This window comes from Ideonella margarita (genome assembly GCF_038066635.1).
Classification (GTDB): Bacteria; Pseudomonadota; Gammaproteobacteria; order Burkholderiales; family Burkholderiaceae_C; genus Ideonella; species Ideonella margarita.
The window spans coordinates 1-12808 of the sequence record NZ_JBBUTI010000012.1 but is presented as its reverse complement, the minus strand read 5'-3'; the positions used below and the strand labels follow the sequence as shown (position 1 = coordinate 12808).

The window sequence follows — 12808 nt, the reverse complement described above, 5'->3', positions numbered from 1 at the left end:
TTCCTCACTTGGTGCCCGGCAGCGGGGTGTTGAGGTACGGGAAGCCCGGCAGCAGGGGCACAACCGCCTGGTCCACCGCGTCATGCAGCTTGAAGGCCGTGGCACCCAGTGGCACAGCCGACGGCTTGCAGGCGGCGCCGAAGCCCAGGGCGTCCGTGTCGCCGTTGGCCACGCACAGGCCACCCATCACCGCCACGAGCGAGATGTCGACCACGTCATCCTTGGGGCGACGGCCGTTGGGGAAGCCGGCATTGTCCTGACCACCGGCCAGGATGTTGCCCACCACGCCCAGGCGGTTCTGCTGCTCGAACGAGACCGGCGCAATCGCGGTGTTCAGACGCAGCATTTCAGAGCCCACCACACCAGCCGGCTGGTTCAGACCCTTGATGCCGGTGAGGAAGGTCGTGACCAGGTCCATGCGGGGGTAGTTGGTCGGCGCGGTGTTGGGCAGCGCCAGTGCAATTTCCAGCAGCTTGGGCAGCGACGGGTTGGTCACGTAGGTGGCGAACTGGGCATCGCTCTTCGGCTTGGAGCCATTGAACTTGTCCTTGTCCTTCAAGCCGATGACGACCTCGTTCACCAGCGGCATGCCGAGGCGCGAAACCTGCGTCCACGCGCCACCGTTCTTCGGCGTGGTCGTGTGGCCGGACTTCGGCGACGGATCCAGCAGACGCGCCTGGCGCATGCTGGCGGTGGTCCAGCCACCGATGACGGTTTCGCTGCCGGCGGTCAGGCAGCTCTTGTGCACTTCCAGTGCCAGGGTGGTGACGTTCTTGTCGGCGATGGTGTTGGGCAGTGCGCCAATCAGCGACGGATCGGTGATCACGCCCACCGGTGCATTGACCAGGTCGAAGATGGTGCCGAGGTTGACGGCAAACGGATCCTGACGCTGGCCCACGAACACCTTGCCCGGCATGTTGCAGCCCGGAATGGTGACGTTCTGGATGTGCTGCTTGGCGTAGCCGGCGTAGTCAGGAATGGTCTTCACGCCGATGTTGTCGACGGGCTTGGCGAACTCGGTGGCGGTGCCACCCATGGCGGTCAGCTTGGCGGCCGTTCCGGCGCGGCGATCACCACGCACCATGGTCACGTTGAAGCTCTCGGACAGGTTCAGGTTGGGCGACTTGGGCGCCGTGACCTGGCCCGCCTGGATCAGCGGAATCGAAACCATCTTGTCACCGACCGGCAACTGCACATCGGCCAGCTTGTTGGTGAAGCGGAACTGGAACGTCAGGTCTTCGACCGCGTCACCGTTGTTGTCGACGTGGATCTCGTAGAGCGCGTCCTGGTCCATCGAGAAGTAGTTCGGACCACCGTAGGCGTCTTGCAGCGGCACGTAGTTGGCCAGCAGGGTCACGTAGTCCTCGCGGCCCGTCTCATAGCTGCGGAACATGTAGAAGTCAGTCGCATCGACCTTGGGGGCGCTGGTGATGAAAGGCGCCTCGCGGTGGCTTGATGACAGCGCGGGGGTCACGACGGCGGCAGCGGCGGCCAGGGCCAGGGCTGAGCGGGCAATGTGTCTGTTCATGATCAAAGTCTCCAGGGTCTGTGGTCCGGCTGGACCGAAGCCCGGCACAGGTGCCGGGTGGTTGAGGACGGCGGGGAACAGTGCCTCCTCCCTGGATCTACGCAGCACCATCGAAACTGGATGCAGCGATCTGACTTGATGGCGATGCGTGGGCCGCCGAGGCCGCGTGGGCCTGGTTGAAGTGGTGCCGTGGGTTGGCAGCCGAGGCAATTCAACGGTGATGGTGGTGGCGCAGGTTCAGCCCTTACCTGTTGGCGGGCTCCATGCAGGCATTCAGCGCTCGGTCTGAACAGGCCACCTTACCGTCCAGCAATTGCAAGTGCGCATCCACCTTGCCGGCGCAGAACTGAGTCATCTGAAGGTCGCTGTGCTTGAGCGTCACCCGCACCCCCGCCAACGGGGGCTTCGGGCGCTCGTACTCGGAAAAGACCTCATACAAGGCGCCCTCGGTCTCGATGGTGAGGCTCGTTCGGGCGACCCCAGCGCGAGCGTAGTGGTAGTGACGAAACGCACGGGGATGTGAAGCGCCGGGGTGGCGCACGTCGAGTTCAACCTTGCCGGGCACGCCAAATCGATACCTCACGCCCGAATCACCGTCGCAGACGGCGATGTGTTTGCCTTGCTTGTTCTGGCAGGCAAAAACGACTTGTTCCGGAGACCTGCATAGCGGGTGCGCCAAGGCATCGGGCGCCAGCGACAGCAGCGCGAAGCTCAGGAGTCCCATTTCAACATGGCCGCGCATCTGGACGCTCGCACCACCCAAGCCTGTTGAACTGGACGACACGTCAGGCCCCATCGCTTCGCTTCCTGGCCACACCCTCAAGATGCGTCCGGCGGGCGAGGTTCTTGCGCTCACGCTCTTTGATACGGCACGTACGGCAATGGACGGCGACCGTCCACACATCGCCCTTCGCTGACTCGAACCACCACCTTTGTTGCGTCGCGCTCCAGACCTGCTCCTTGCCACACGCCCTGCAGGAAAACGGCTGGTCCACGTAATACCCGCGGTGAACAAACTCGGGCCAGCCCCAACTCACATTCGGCCCCAGATTCGCCGGGTTCACATGCAACCGTTTGCTCACCAATGCCAGCTCGCGAGCCTTTTCACCGTTGGCCAGCTTGGCATTCCTGGCACGCTCGTCCAGGCGAAGCTTGGCTGCCGCGTCCGCAGCGTCATCTCGCTGCTCCGCGCGCTGCACCTGGATCTCCGTTCGACGCTGCTTTCCGCTCTTCATGCCACCTCACGGTGAAACCGACCGGGCGATAACGGCCTGCGAATCGGCGTCATGAAAAGTCAGACGCCTCGTACAGCGGCCGGATTTCCAGCTCACTGGGCCCGGGCATGGGGTTCGGGCAGCGCTTGGCCCAGGCCACGGCCTCGTCCATGTCCTTGACCTCCCACAGCCAGAAGCCGGCGACCAGCTCACTGGTGGCGGCAAACGGGCCATGGATGACGGTGCGAGCAGGGCCATCAAAGGCGATGCGCTGGCCATGTGATGATGGTTTGAGCCCGTCACCAAAGCGCAGGATGCCCGCATCCTTCAATGCCTGGTTGAACCGCCCCATCTCGTCCATGCGTTCAGTGGAGGGCAAGATGCCCTGCTCACTGTCCACGGTCGCCTTGACCAACACCATCACGCGCATCGTCACTCTCCTTGTTGAATGCGCGCCGGGCGAAGCCAGACAACTGGTCAGGCGGTATGCAGCACAGACGCGATGAAGGCTGATTTTGCCGCTCGATACTCTTCGGCGCTCAGGCATGCAGCGCTCTGTTTCACCTCGTTGTAGGCCTTGACCAGCGCTGGACTGGCACGCAAGGCATCCCGGAAACGCATGAAGAATTCGAACCTGGAGCCTTCGGCGACAACTTGAAGTGCAAGGTCGACATCCCCGCGCGGGCTCAGCATCATGCAGAGCTCCGGCGTGCGCAAGGTATCGCGCTTTGCCACATAGCCGACCCGCTCAAGCGCAGCCACGGTAGGCTGGTGTTGCTGGGCCGGAACGAGGACACAAACATCGATGTCGCCCTTGGACACAACGCCCGGAATGGCTGATGAACCTACGTGCTCGATGCGGCAGCCAGGGAGAAGGTGCACAAACTCATGAGCGAGGTCTTCGACCACTTGAACGGCTGTCGGCTGGTAGTCGATCGGGTTGAGCAGTTGCATGAAAAATGACCCATCGCAAACGGACGAATTGGATACCAAACAGATCAGCAGTCGCTCACGGGAATCCACCCAACCTCGATGCGCCAGGCTGCTTCTGCAGACTTGCGTGCTTGGTACTCCGCCGGTGAGGGGCGGGGTGCACTTCGCATGTCCTTCAAACGCTGCGTCAGCGGGCTCAAACCGGCTTGCTGCCTGCGTTGTTCAAGCTGCGCTGGCTCTTCCACCTCACAGACCACCGGCCCGTCGGGCGTGATCTCCATCTGGGTGCCGAACCGCTGCGGCCGACCTTCGAACACACGGATCCTGTCATCGAGGTAAGCGAACTGCCACTCGGGCACACGCCCGGCAGCCACTTCGACCGCCAGCAGGTCACGGCCGCGCCGCATGCAATCCGGCTCTCCAATCGAGTGCTGCAGGACGAGCCAAGCGGCCTCGGCGCCCTCTTTCCCAACCAGGCCTTCATGCGGCCAACCGAACTCGTCCATCACCTTGCGAAGCTCGCGCGCGTTCTCGCGGTGCACCGCTGCCATGCGCGGGTGGTAGCCATCAAAAAGCGAACCGTCAGCCTCCAGTTCATCCCGGACGGAGAGATCTTTCTGCTGCAAGGCGAGCAGCGAATCACGGAGGTGTTCAAGCATCGGTGGTCATGGTTGAAGGCGACTCACGGCAGAAGAGGTGATCTGCGTGACGGCCTCAATCTTGAATTTTTACGGGCAGTTCCGGTTCGTCGTAGACGTCCTTGAACGCCAGCATGTCAGCAAGACGATCCTCTGATCTGCCGGGAAATCCACATCGCTTCGCAAACTCAGGCGCCTCCTTGAACGTGCCGAACAGCCGGTCCCAGATCGTGAGGTCTGCAAAGTTGTAGTTGTGTACACCCAGTTCGTGATGCACGGAGTGGTGTTCGGGCCTCTGGATGAACCACCCCACCCACTGCGGCGTGCGGATGTTGGAGTGGTAGAAGTATTCGCCGACAGCACCAAAAAATGATGTCCATGCCCCGGCCAGCGCCGAGCCACCGAAGACGCAGTAAATGAAGAAGCCCGCGATGATGGAATCAGCCGCAATCTCGATCGGGTGCTTGTAGAACGACGTGAGCACTTCTATGCGGCTGGGGCTGTGATGAACCTGATGGAAGATCAGCCAGAACCCGTTGGCATGCCTCAGCCGATGCCACCAGTAGAAGACGAAAGTACCTGCGAACCAGTAGAAGAAGCCCTCCAGGACTGCGCTTGACCAGTGGCCAATCGGCCAGATCGCGTGCTCCCTGAAGAAGCGATTCCAGACAAGACCACCCACGCCGATGAGCGTGACCTGCATGATGTTCATGCAGACCGCGCGGAGGTGCCACCCTTGCACGTGCGGGAGTTCCCGGCCAGGCCGGACGCGCTCCAGGATCAGGAACGCAACGCTGAACAGACCGATCAGCGCGATGGGAAGCGCTTGTTCGAGAACGGGTGCGGGAACGGGGAGCTGCAATTGCGAGGCCTGACGTGGAGGTTGAAATCGGCTTGAACAGGCGCTTAAGCAGAACCCGCTTTTGCCGCCAATAGTTCGAGATAGGACGAGCCCGTCAGCTGGTGTTCGGAGACGCCGAGCTTCGACATCAAGTCCTGCGCTTCAAGCTGGCCCTGCTGCTCGTCTTCATCGTCACGCAGAACAACTTCGAGTTCCAGATAGTCGCCAAGGTCCGCCACCTGATCCAGATGTACCCGCGTACGACCCACGACGTACAGGGTGCGAACTTTGCGGACTCGGCCAGCGGCGCCAAGTGAGCGCGCAAGCACCTCTTTGAGAACGCCGGGCTCGGCGGTGCTTGAGACCATGAACTCAGACACCTTCGGTCCGATCGAATTTTCGCGGGCGTAGTGAATGAGCTTGCCATCGGATTCGCTGAGCTGTCGAAGCTTGAGGCGACCACTGGTGCAAGCAAAAAAGGTGTCGTCCTGCACAATTTCGATCGGGCCTTCATTGGCCAACGCAGCCACCCTCTCCTCAATCGATGCTCGGTTCGGCAAGGCAGCCTTGATTTCGATGTTCTTCGGCATGTGTGAAATGCAGTGCTTGGGGACGATGCCTGTTGGCGTCTCAAGCGGCTTGACGGCTGATACCGCCACGCTCAGCCTCAGACCACAGGCGCATGACAAACCGCTTCAAGGTTGTGCCCGTCCGGGCCGATGACGAACGCCGCGTAGTAGTTCGCGTGGTACCGAGGACGCAGACCCGGCTCGCCATGGCTTGTGCCGCCCGCCTCCAACGCGGCGCGGTAGAACGCGTTCACCTGCTCCCGCGTAGCGGCGACGAACGCGATGTGCAGCGGGGTGGGCTTGTCCACGGTCTGGAACAGGCACAACGACGCGTTGTTGGCACCGCAAAGCTCGATGCCGTAGGCAGGATCGCCTTCCGCGCCCGCAACAACGCCGAGCGGCTCAAGCGCCTTCAGGAAGAAGGCTTTGCTTGCAGCGTAGTCGCTGACTCCGAATTTGACGTGATCAAACATGCGGCATGAAGTTGGGTTGAGGGCGACACTGCACGCGCTACGCCGGGCTACTTCGGCAGCGGCTCTCTGGAGACCACATCGGCCAGGCTGGAGTACCTGGTCCTCATGTCCAGTTTGCCATCTGCATCAGTGTCCACATCCGCGAACTGCAGCTTGCCGAGCTTGTAGTGTTCCACGCGCAGGGCGAGGCCAGATGCCGGGTTGATGTACTCGACGGTTTCCAGCACACCGTCCGCATGGAGCCACCGCACGTCGGGGAAGCGATCGCCATCGCTGTCGGTTTCGCTCATCTCGATGTTGCCGTCACGGAAGCGTTGCCGGCTCTCGAACATGCCATCGAAGTCGTCATCCGATTCGGCCGATTCGATGAGACCTCGGGCGCCGTAGTGCGCGATGTAGTCCACCTTGCGGTCCAGGTTGCGATCGATCTCGAGCTTCAGCGGCGTGCCGTTCGCCGAATAAGTCCAGGTTTCATCCAGCTGGCCGTCGCGGTTGTAGTCAACGCCGTCGGTCGTCGCGGGTGTCTTGTAGGCCGCATACGTTGCACCCATGCCAACCATCACCCCCAGCACGAAGCCCCAGAACCCGCGTGAGCGAGACTTGGCTCCCGGCACTGGCGTTGGCGCCAGGTCTGGTTGTGTCTTTTCCCAGCGGTCGATGACCGCCCTGGCCGCCGTGTAGCGCTCTTCGTCCACGACGAGGCGAACGAGGCCGGCCGCGGGCATCTCGCCGATCGCGCCTTGGAGAGCCTCACCGTGAATGAGCACGTCGATCCCCTCTTGCTTCAAGAGATCGAGAAGCATGTGCGCTTCAACGGCGTTCGCGGCTTCGTAAAGGGTCTTCATGGGAGCAAGGTTACAGGGGAAGCGGCCCGATCAGATTCGGGCGAGTGAACAGCTGATCTGGGCGCCTCCTGTCAGCTCCGGTCAACACCAGCGAGTGGTCAGCACGCAGCACGTCGCATCCGGAAAATCACAGCCACAAGCAACACGCCCACGGGTGCGGCCAAGGCCCAGACACCCAGCTGCCAAGGCGCAGCTGGCCTCGGAAACTCAACGAACACCGTGGCGATGACGGACATGGCCATCAGGCTTGCAAGCAATCTCCAGGAGTGAGTGCCGGCGAGAAGGCAGCCGACGACGGCGCCCAGCGCGAAGGCCAGCGCACGAATCAGGGTGTCCACCAGCCAGAACGAGGTTTCGCCGGCAACAAGCACCACATGCTCGATCGGCGGCTTCTCGTAAAGCCAATCAAGGGCGGCAATGGGCAGCAACGCTTCGATGAGCGTCTGCGCCCCCAGAGAGACCAACAGCGCCACCCCAGTTGCGAACCAGATGGAGCCGGTGAGTTTTTGCGGTTCAGACATGCGAGGCCTTGGATGTCGATCGATCTGGCGGCTGCAGAGGGCTGCGCGCCATCAGGGAGGATCAAAGCCCCTGAGGCCGGACCTGAAGATTGGTGAGGGGTTTGCGTTTCGATGGCTCTGCCCGGCGCAGCCCTGTTGAATGACAGCTTGGAAAAACAGGGCGCATCTGCCAATTGCCAATTGCCAATTGCCAACTACCAATCGCCAACCAAGAGTTTCACTGAAGTTCGGAGGCAAAGCGCAAACGGTTCCCATCCGGATCTGTCAGCAAGAACTCACGCGTTCCCCACGGCGTGCTGGCCAATGGGTTCGTGGGAACAACCCCTTGTTGCTCGAATTCAGCCAAACAATGCGCAGCGTCTGGAACGACGAAGTACACGGCACCACCAACCTGGCAATCGCCAGTGTGCTCGGTGAGAAAGATCGTTTGACCTTGCCGAGTGAGCTGGACGAAGAGAGGGAAGCCAGGTTCGAACCGATGCTCCCAGTCGACCTTGAAGCCGAGACGATCGACGTAGAAGCTCAGGCTCAGCGCTGCGCTGGTGATGCGCAGCTGGGGAATGACTGTTTGTGGCATTGCTTGATTTCCTTGCCTCTTGGGGTTTGAGCTGCGTTGCGAGCCAGCGGAGGCTCAATTGAACGAAGAGTCAGGCCTCGCCTTCAGCATCGCGACGGGCCATCGCGGCCAGCTGCCGTATGCGCTCACTGACACCTGCAGGCACGACATTGTGTTCATCGAGTGCCGCCAGTAGCGCCAACGCAGCACTGACAGTGTGCTCGTAGCCACCAGCCCACTGCGGCAAAGCACGCATTGCCTGAGGGCTGCGTCGCTCAACTCGCCTATCAACGTTGAAGAAATCGCGTGCGCCAAGCGGCTCATCGAATGCGGGCTGGTGGATCTCCAGGAACTCGAGAACACGATCCAACGAGTAGACCTGAATCATTCGCATCGCTGCGAGCTTCTCTCCTCTTGCATACCGCTGCAGCCCGATGATCAGATTCGACAGCGCCTCGCCGACCAGCCACGCAGGGTCTGGCCTGGCAGGCACGGGAAGCGTGGGACTGGCAAGGCCTTCATCGACCTCACTTCGGCGCCAGACGAATCTTCCAGGCGCGTAAGGAATTCGTCTGATTTCGTGAACCTCGAAAACCGCAAATTCGCAGAACACGCCGTCTGTCATCAAAGCCTTATGGCCATCGACGGTGTTCTGAAAGTGCCAAGCCAGTGGTTGGGCTGCCGCGAGCCAGTCAAGATTCCCGATGAAGCGTTGCTTGGCGCCGTCTTTGACCAACACGAAGAAATCAAGATCCGACCAGTTGTCCAGGCGATCAGTCTCTGTGCCGACAGAACCAAGCGCCAGAAGAGCGAGAGCGTCGACGTTGGCAGAGAGTTCGCGGGCTATCGATGCAAGGCGGTCCTGCAGAACCTTCGGTGTGATGGCTTGAACAACAGACATGTAGCTCCTGGAACCCTGATGAGGTCAGACAGGTTGGGAAGTTGAAGGGATGAGGCGGTTGCTGATCGTTGTGCGCCGACCTCAGACGGCGTTGCTGCGAAGCCTGAAGCCAAAGGGAAGCGGCACCAAGAAGCGTCAAGACAATGGCGCAGCCTTGCCCCTTGTCGGCCTCCCCTTGGCCGCCCAGTCAGGCGATGCATGTCGGGCTTCAGCGTTGCGCATCGATGTTGATCACTCGCTCGGCCAACTCACGAAGTTCAGCCCCCTGCTCCCACGGGACGATCGTTTCGGCCAAGGGGAGCAGCGCTGGCTCAGCTTCGTGCCAATAGACCTCAAGCTCCACCAGAGTCTGATCAGTGCCGAGCAGCAGCGCACCAACCACTTGGTTGTTGGCGGTGAGTCCGAGCCCGTCGGCCAGGCGGGTAGTTTCTGCCGGGGCCTTTTCAGACTCGGGCAGGAAGCCAACGCTGGCACAGCCGCAATTGCACTTGGAGTGCACCACCAATTTGCTGATTCCATCTCGCTGCGTATTCCAATCTGCTTGCCGCAAATTTCTGATGACGCTCGACAGTGAATTCCGAGCGCTCTCGCCCGCGAGCTGCGTGTTAAACGAGACGTCATTTCCGGTCTAACGGAGCTGAGTACTCCAATGTTGTTCGGCGACGTCTCCAGATGCCCCTCGTCAGCTGAGGAATGTGGGCATAGCCCCGGCAAGCGCCTAAAGCGTCTGGTGGTGGACTCGCCAGGCTCGCGCGGTGTGCATTAAAGCTTGGCATAGCGTCGGTACATCGCTCTCTCATCGAGCGCCTCTTCCATCGCCCGATCATTCGAGTTCCGCTAGGGTGGCAAGCTGTGGCACCGCAGCATCGTCGCGATAGCAAACGGTGGCCGCGCGCTAAATGCCTGCGGTGCGCAGCGCGCATGCGGTTGGATCAACAAAGTCGCCAACTCGCCCCACCGCAGGCCCTCGGTCATCTCGTCAAGGACGCCCGCACTACATGTCTTCTCGGACAGCGGACTAGGGCCGAAGTTCATCTGCGTTCTGCCCGCGATCACCCCCAATCCCATCAAGCCGCGCCAACAGGGTTGGGAGGGGGTTTTGCAGACTTTCTCTAAAGGGCAATTCCGAACTCAGAGAAAAAATCAACAAACAATTGATCGAAATTGCATGGGGTTGAAAAATCGGCGTGGCGACTAAAAATCGCACTTCCACTCTCCCCATCAATTATCTCCATATTAAAACTGCCAGCATCCCATACGGTAATTCTACCCAAACACCGCTCGTCTTCGACATCGATTCTCGCAGACGAATTGGAAGTGGCCACGCCAATCGTAAGGGCAGCATCAAATCCAGCCCTCTGAATTTCAACCACCCTTACTCTCGCCCAAATCAGAAAATCACTCAGCATAGTAAGCCGATCCTATTTAATTTTGGAAGCGATCCACGTGATATCAGACGCAGTAGGCATCTCTGGAATCGCTAGCCCTTTTCTGGCCGCAAGTCTCGCCTCTATTGAGCTTGGGCCAATAATTCTTGCCCACCCTTCATTAGTCATTCGAAGCGATGATATGGGGACTGAGAACGTTACATATCGATTGCCCGATGCTGTCTGCTTTACAAATGCGCCGACATCGGCCGGCAAAGCCACATGGGTCGAACCGGAAAAGCTCTCAACGACCCGCCCAGTCTTCAACATCAATTCATGTTCCACTGCGCTCATCCAACGGCCAACTGTTATAAGTTGCGAACCGTTGCCAGCAGGGCCGATCGCGAATCCCAGCACAAAGACAGCCAATTCATTTGTGTTGCCGGATCCATCAAGCTGTCCATTGTTGGCGATAGCTCGATTTATCCCCGCCACTTGCCCTTCAACTGTACGGTAATCTGGAAGAGAGGAAGAACTCTGACAATATGCACCGCCTGCACAGACCCGCTCATTAGAACGTGCGCGATCTCGGGCGACTTGATCGTCACGGGCATCCAGCCCGTCAGGGTCAACATAGACATACGGATTGTTGTTTGCATAGTGATACCGCCCAAAGCTCCTACCAGAACTCGGATTGGTGGCCACCGGATCCACACTTAGGAATCTACCCGCAATCGGATCGTAATACCGCTGCTGCATGTACACCAGCCCAGTGGCTGGGTCATTGACATGGCCGGTGTAGCCCACGCTGCTCGGCTCATCACCAGCCCAGGTGTCGCCCCAGGGGTCGTACTGGGTGCTGGCAGTCGCCACTCGGCTGCCGTTGGTGCGCAGCACTGGGCTGCCCAAGGCGTCGGTGTGGAGGTAGCTGACGTCGTTGCCGGTGGTCTCGGCCACCGTCTTGCCGTCGAGGTACCAGGTATTGGTGGTGCTGCTGACCGCGCCGGAAGGGGTGATCTTTTGCGTGGTGAACAACTGGCCGGCTTGGCTGTAGGCACTGAGTGTGACGCTGCCGTCTGCCTGGCGTACGAGCACCCGCCGGCCATGGCCGTCGTACTCGTAGCTCTGTGCCGCGGAGCCGCTTACCGACGTTAGGCGATCATCCAGATCCCAATTCAGCGAGAGGCTTCCGCGCTTTGTCATGGCCCCCTGTGGGTTGTAGGACACGAGCCAGTTCGCGCCGTTGACGCTCATCGCGTTGATGCGGTTATCGCTGCCGTACCCCAGCACGACGGCTTGCCCGCTACGTGTGAGCGTACGCAGGTTATCAAGCGGGTCGTAGGAGTACGTGGCGTTACCCCATTGCTGCGGCGCACTGACTTCGGTGAGGCGATCAGCCCCGTCATAAACCATGGTGCGCTGGCGCCCGCTGACCAGGTCGCTGATGCTTTGCACGTTGCCGTTGGCGTCGTATCCGCTGGTGTCTTTGTAGAACACCGCACCATTCGCAACGTCCTGTACCTCCGTCGGCAACATGCGAACGTTGCGTCCAATGGACCGAGCGATGTTGTTGCCGTAGACAAATCCGGCCAATGAGCCATCTGGGTAGCGTGTGGCGTTGGTCGCCAAACCCGCCGTCTGCAGTTGTTCACCAAAAACGTTGCGAGCCACACTGGCAGGCTGACCGCCTGGGTAGGTCAAGCTGCTTTCATAGCCGAGGTTGTCATAGTCGTGGTGAAGGTTGTAGCTGTGACCACCAATCGTCAACGTCTCATCGATGACGTGGCGACGCGCGTTGTAGCTGTACTGCCAATTGGTATTGCCTTTGCTGATCGTTTCCAGAAGTCCATCGGCTGTCAGCGTGCGTTGAATACCAGGAGTCACTCCATCGCCATAGACCGTATTGCGCAGGCGATTTCTGCTGTCATAGGTATAGGTGCTCTTGGCCGCGGCCGGAACGCTGTTCTGTTGACAGTCGCTCAGGTTGCCCAACGCCTGGCCAACTGCACGCCAGGAAACATTGCCTGCAACGTCGTAGAACTGCACATCTGCGTAGCCGCTCGGGTGGACGGTCTTGCAGAGACGCTTGTAGCCGTCATAAACATAACTGATGGACGCCTGAACATTTCCACCGGAGTAGGTGCCGCTGCGGGTGACAGCTTGCGGCTTTCCAAAGTTATCCCGCGCGATGAAATTGCTGAAAGCTGGCCCGACCAAGGAGACAGGCAAGTTCGTTGTCGGCTGGTCGTAGGCCTGATAGGAGGTCGTCGTTGCGAACTGTCGCGGGTTGGTCGTCCGCGTCTTGATGAAGCGCCCCGGGTTTTCAGGAGGCTCCAACTCTTGAGAAGATGGAGCCATGAACAAGTCGAACAAGTTCTCACCTGAGGTCCGCGAGCGCGCTGTGCGCTTGGTGCAGGAGCAT

The 12808-nt window shown here is 60.2% G+C and carries 15 protein-coding genes and 1 pseudogene; all 16 read right to left on the bottom strand.

Features of this window, described 5'->3' with window-relative positions; genetic code table 11:
- Nucleotides 1-4: 4 nt before the first annotated feature.
- The 16 genes and pseudogenes from AACH00_RS16120 to AACH00_RS16050 all read right to left on the bottom strand — a co-directional run bounded on the left by AACH00_RS16120 (nt 5) and on the right by AACH00_RS16050 (nt 12759).
- Nucleotides 5-1528, bottom strand: a complete 1524-nt coding sequence (locus AACH00_RS16120) for a DUF4331 domain-containing protein (protein WP_341400196.1) — start codon at nt 1526-1528, stop codon at nt 5-7.
- 244 nt (nt 1529-1772) lie between these two features.
- Nucleotides 1773-2312: a hypothetical protein gene (locus tag AACH00_RS16115; protein ID WP_341400195.1), complete on the bottom strand. Its 540-nt coding sequence runs from the start codon at nt 2310-2312 to the stop codon at nt 1773-1775.
- Between the two features lies 1 nt (nt 2313).
- Complete coding sequence (locus AACH00_RS16110) at nt 2314-2763, bottom strand: zinc-ribbon domain containing protein (protein WP_341400194.1); 450 nt, start codon at nt 2761-2763, stop codon at nt 2314-2316.
- Between the two features lie 55 nt (nt 2764-2818).
- Nucleotides 2819-3172: pseudogene (locus tag AACH00_RS16105) on the bottom strand (YciI family protein); the annotation flags it as partial.
- 47 nt (nt 3173-3219) lie between these two features.
- Nucleotides 3220-3696, bottom strand: a complete 477-nt coding sequence (locus AACH00_RS16100) for a GrpB family protein (protein WP_341400193.1) — start codon at nt 3694-3696, stop codon at nt 3220-3222.
- A gap of 44 nt (nt 3697-3740) precedes the next feature.
- Nucleotides 3741-4334, bottom strand: a complete 594-nt coding sequence (locus tag AACH00_RS16095; protein WP_341400192.1) for a DUF6624 domain-containing protein — start codon at nt 4332-4334, stop codon at nt 3741-3743.
- Between the two features lie 55 nt (nt 4335-4389).
- Nucleotides 4390-5175 (bottom strand): sterol desaturase family protein, encoded by a 786-nt coding sequence (locus tag AACH00_RS16090; RefSeq protein WP_341400191.1) that lies wholly within the window; start codon nt 5173-5175, stop codon nt 4390-4392.
- 44 nt (nt 5176-5219) lie between these two features.
- On the bottom strand, nt 5220-5744 hold the full coding sequence (locus tag AACH00_RS16085; protein ID WP_341400190.1) for a class IV adenylate cyclase: 525 nt from the start codon (nt 5742-5744) through the stop codon (nt 5220-5222).
- 77 nt (nt 5745-5821) lie between these two features.
- Nucleotides 5822-6196, bottom strand: a complete 375-nt coding sequence (locus AACH00_RS16080; RefSeq protein ID WP_341400189.1) for a VOC family protein — start codon at nt 6194-6196, stop codon at nt 5822-5824.
- A gap of 47 nt (nt 6197-6243) precedes the next feature.
- On the bottom strand, nt 6244-7041 hold the full coding sequence (locus AACH00_RS16075; RefSeq protein ID WP_341400188.1) for a putative signal transducing protein: 798 nt from the start codon (nt 7039-7041) through the stop codon (nt 6244-6246).
- A 98-nt stretch (nt 7042-7139) separates the two neighbouring features.
- Nucleotides 7140-7562 carry a hypothetical protein gene (locus tag AACH00_RS16070; protein ID WP_341400187.1) on the bottom strand — a complete coding sequence of 141 codons (423 nt, stop codon included), beginning with the start codon at nt 7560-7562 and terminating at the stop codon, nt 7140-7142.
- Nucleotides 7563-7779: 217 nt separating this feature from the next.
- A complete protein-coding gene (locus tag AACH00_RS16065) occupies nt 7780-8139 on the bottom strand; it encodes a bleomycin resistance protein (protein ID WP_341400186.1) in 360 nt (119 codons plus the stop codon).
- A 70-nt stretch (nt 8140-8209) separates the two neighbouring features.
- On the bottom strand, nt 8210-9019 hold the full coding sequence (locus AACH00_RS16060; protein WP_341400185.1) for a hypothetical protein: 810 nt from the start codon (nt 9017-9019) through the stop codon (nt 8210-8212).
- Between the two features lie 208 nt (nt 9020-9227).
- On the bottom strand, nt 9228-9521 hold the full coding sequence (locus AACH00_RS16055; protein WP_341400184.1) for a hypothetical protein: 294 nt from the start codon (nt 9519-9521) through the stop codon (nt 9228-9230).
- Nucleotides 9522-10131: 610 nt separating this feature from the next.
- Nucleotides 10132-10428 carry an immunity protein TriTu family protein gene (locus AACH00_RS19895; RefSeq protein WP_423221952.1) on the bottom strand — a complete coding sequence of 99 codons (297 nt, stop codon included), beginning with the start codon at nt 10426-10428 and terminating at the stop codon, nt 10132-10134.
- Nucleotides 10429-10440: 12 nt separating this feature from the next.
- Nucleotides 10441-12759 (bottom strand): RHS repeat domain-containing protein, encoded by a 2319-nt coding sequence (locus AACH00_RS16050; protein WP_341400183.1) that lies wholly within the window; start codon nt 12757-12759, stop codon nt 10441-10443.
- Between the last annotated feature and the right edge of the window lie 49 nt (nt 12760-12808).

Bases quoted from the DNA above. Each gene is read 5' to 3' on its own strand.
- AACH00_RS16120 (WP_341400196.1), bottom strand. From the start codon at position 1,528: ATGAACAGACACATTGCCCGCTCAGCCCTGGCCCTGGCCGCCGCTGCC.
- AACH00_RS16110 (WP_341400194.1), bottom strand. From the start codon at position 2,763: ATGAAGAGCGGAAAGCAGCGTCGAACGGAGATCCAGGTGCAGCGCGCG.
- AACH00_RS16100 (WP_341400193.1), bottom strand. From the start codon at position 3,696: ATGCAACTGCTCAACCCGATCGACTACCAGCCGACAGCCGTTCAAGTG.
- AACH00_RS16095 (WP_341400192.1), bottom strand. From the start codon at position 4,334: ATGCTTGAACACCTCCGTGATTCGCTGCTCGCCTTGCAGCAGAAAGAT.
- AACH00_RS16085 (WP_341400190.1), bottom strand. From the start codon at position 5,744: ATGCCGAAGAACATCGAAATCAAGGCTGCCTTGCCGAACCGAGCATCG.
- AACH00_RS16080 (WP_341400189.1), bottom strand. From the start codon at position 6,196: ATGTTTGATCACGTCAAATTCGGAGTCAGCGACTACGCTGCAAGCAAA.
- AACH00_RS16075 (WP_341400188.1), bottom strand. From the start codon at position 7,041: ATGAAGACCCTTTACGAAGCCGCGAACGCCGTTGAAGCGCACATGCTT.
- AACH00_RS16070 (WP_341400187.1), bottom strand. From the start codon at position 7,562: ATGTCTGAACCGCAAAAACTCACCGGCTCCATCTGGTTCGCAACTGGG.
- AACH00_RS16065 (WP_341400186.1), bottom strand. From the start codon at position 8,139: ATGCCACAAACAGTCATTCCCCAGCTGCGCATCACCAGCGCAGCGCTG.
- AACH00_RS16060 (WP_341400185.1), bottom strand. From the start codon at position 9,019: ATGTCTGTTGTTCAAGCCATCACACCGAAGGTTCTGCAGGACCGCCTT.
- AACH00_RS19895 (WP_423221952.1), bottom strand. From the start codon at position 10,428: ATGCTGAGTGATTTTCTGATTTGGGCGAGAGTAAGGGTGGTTGAAATT.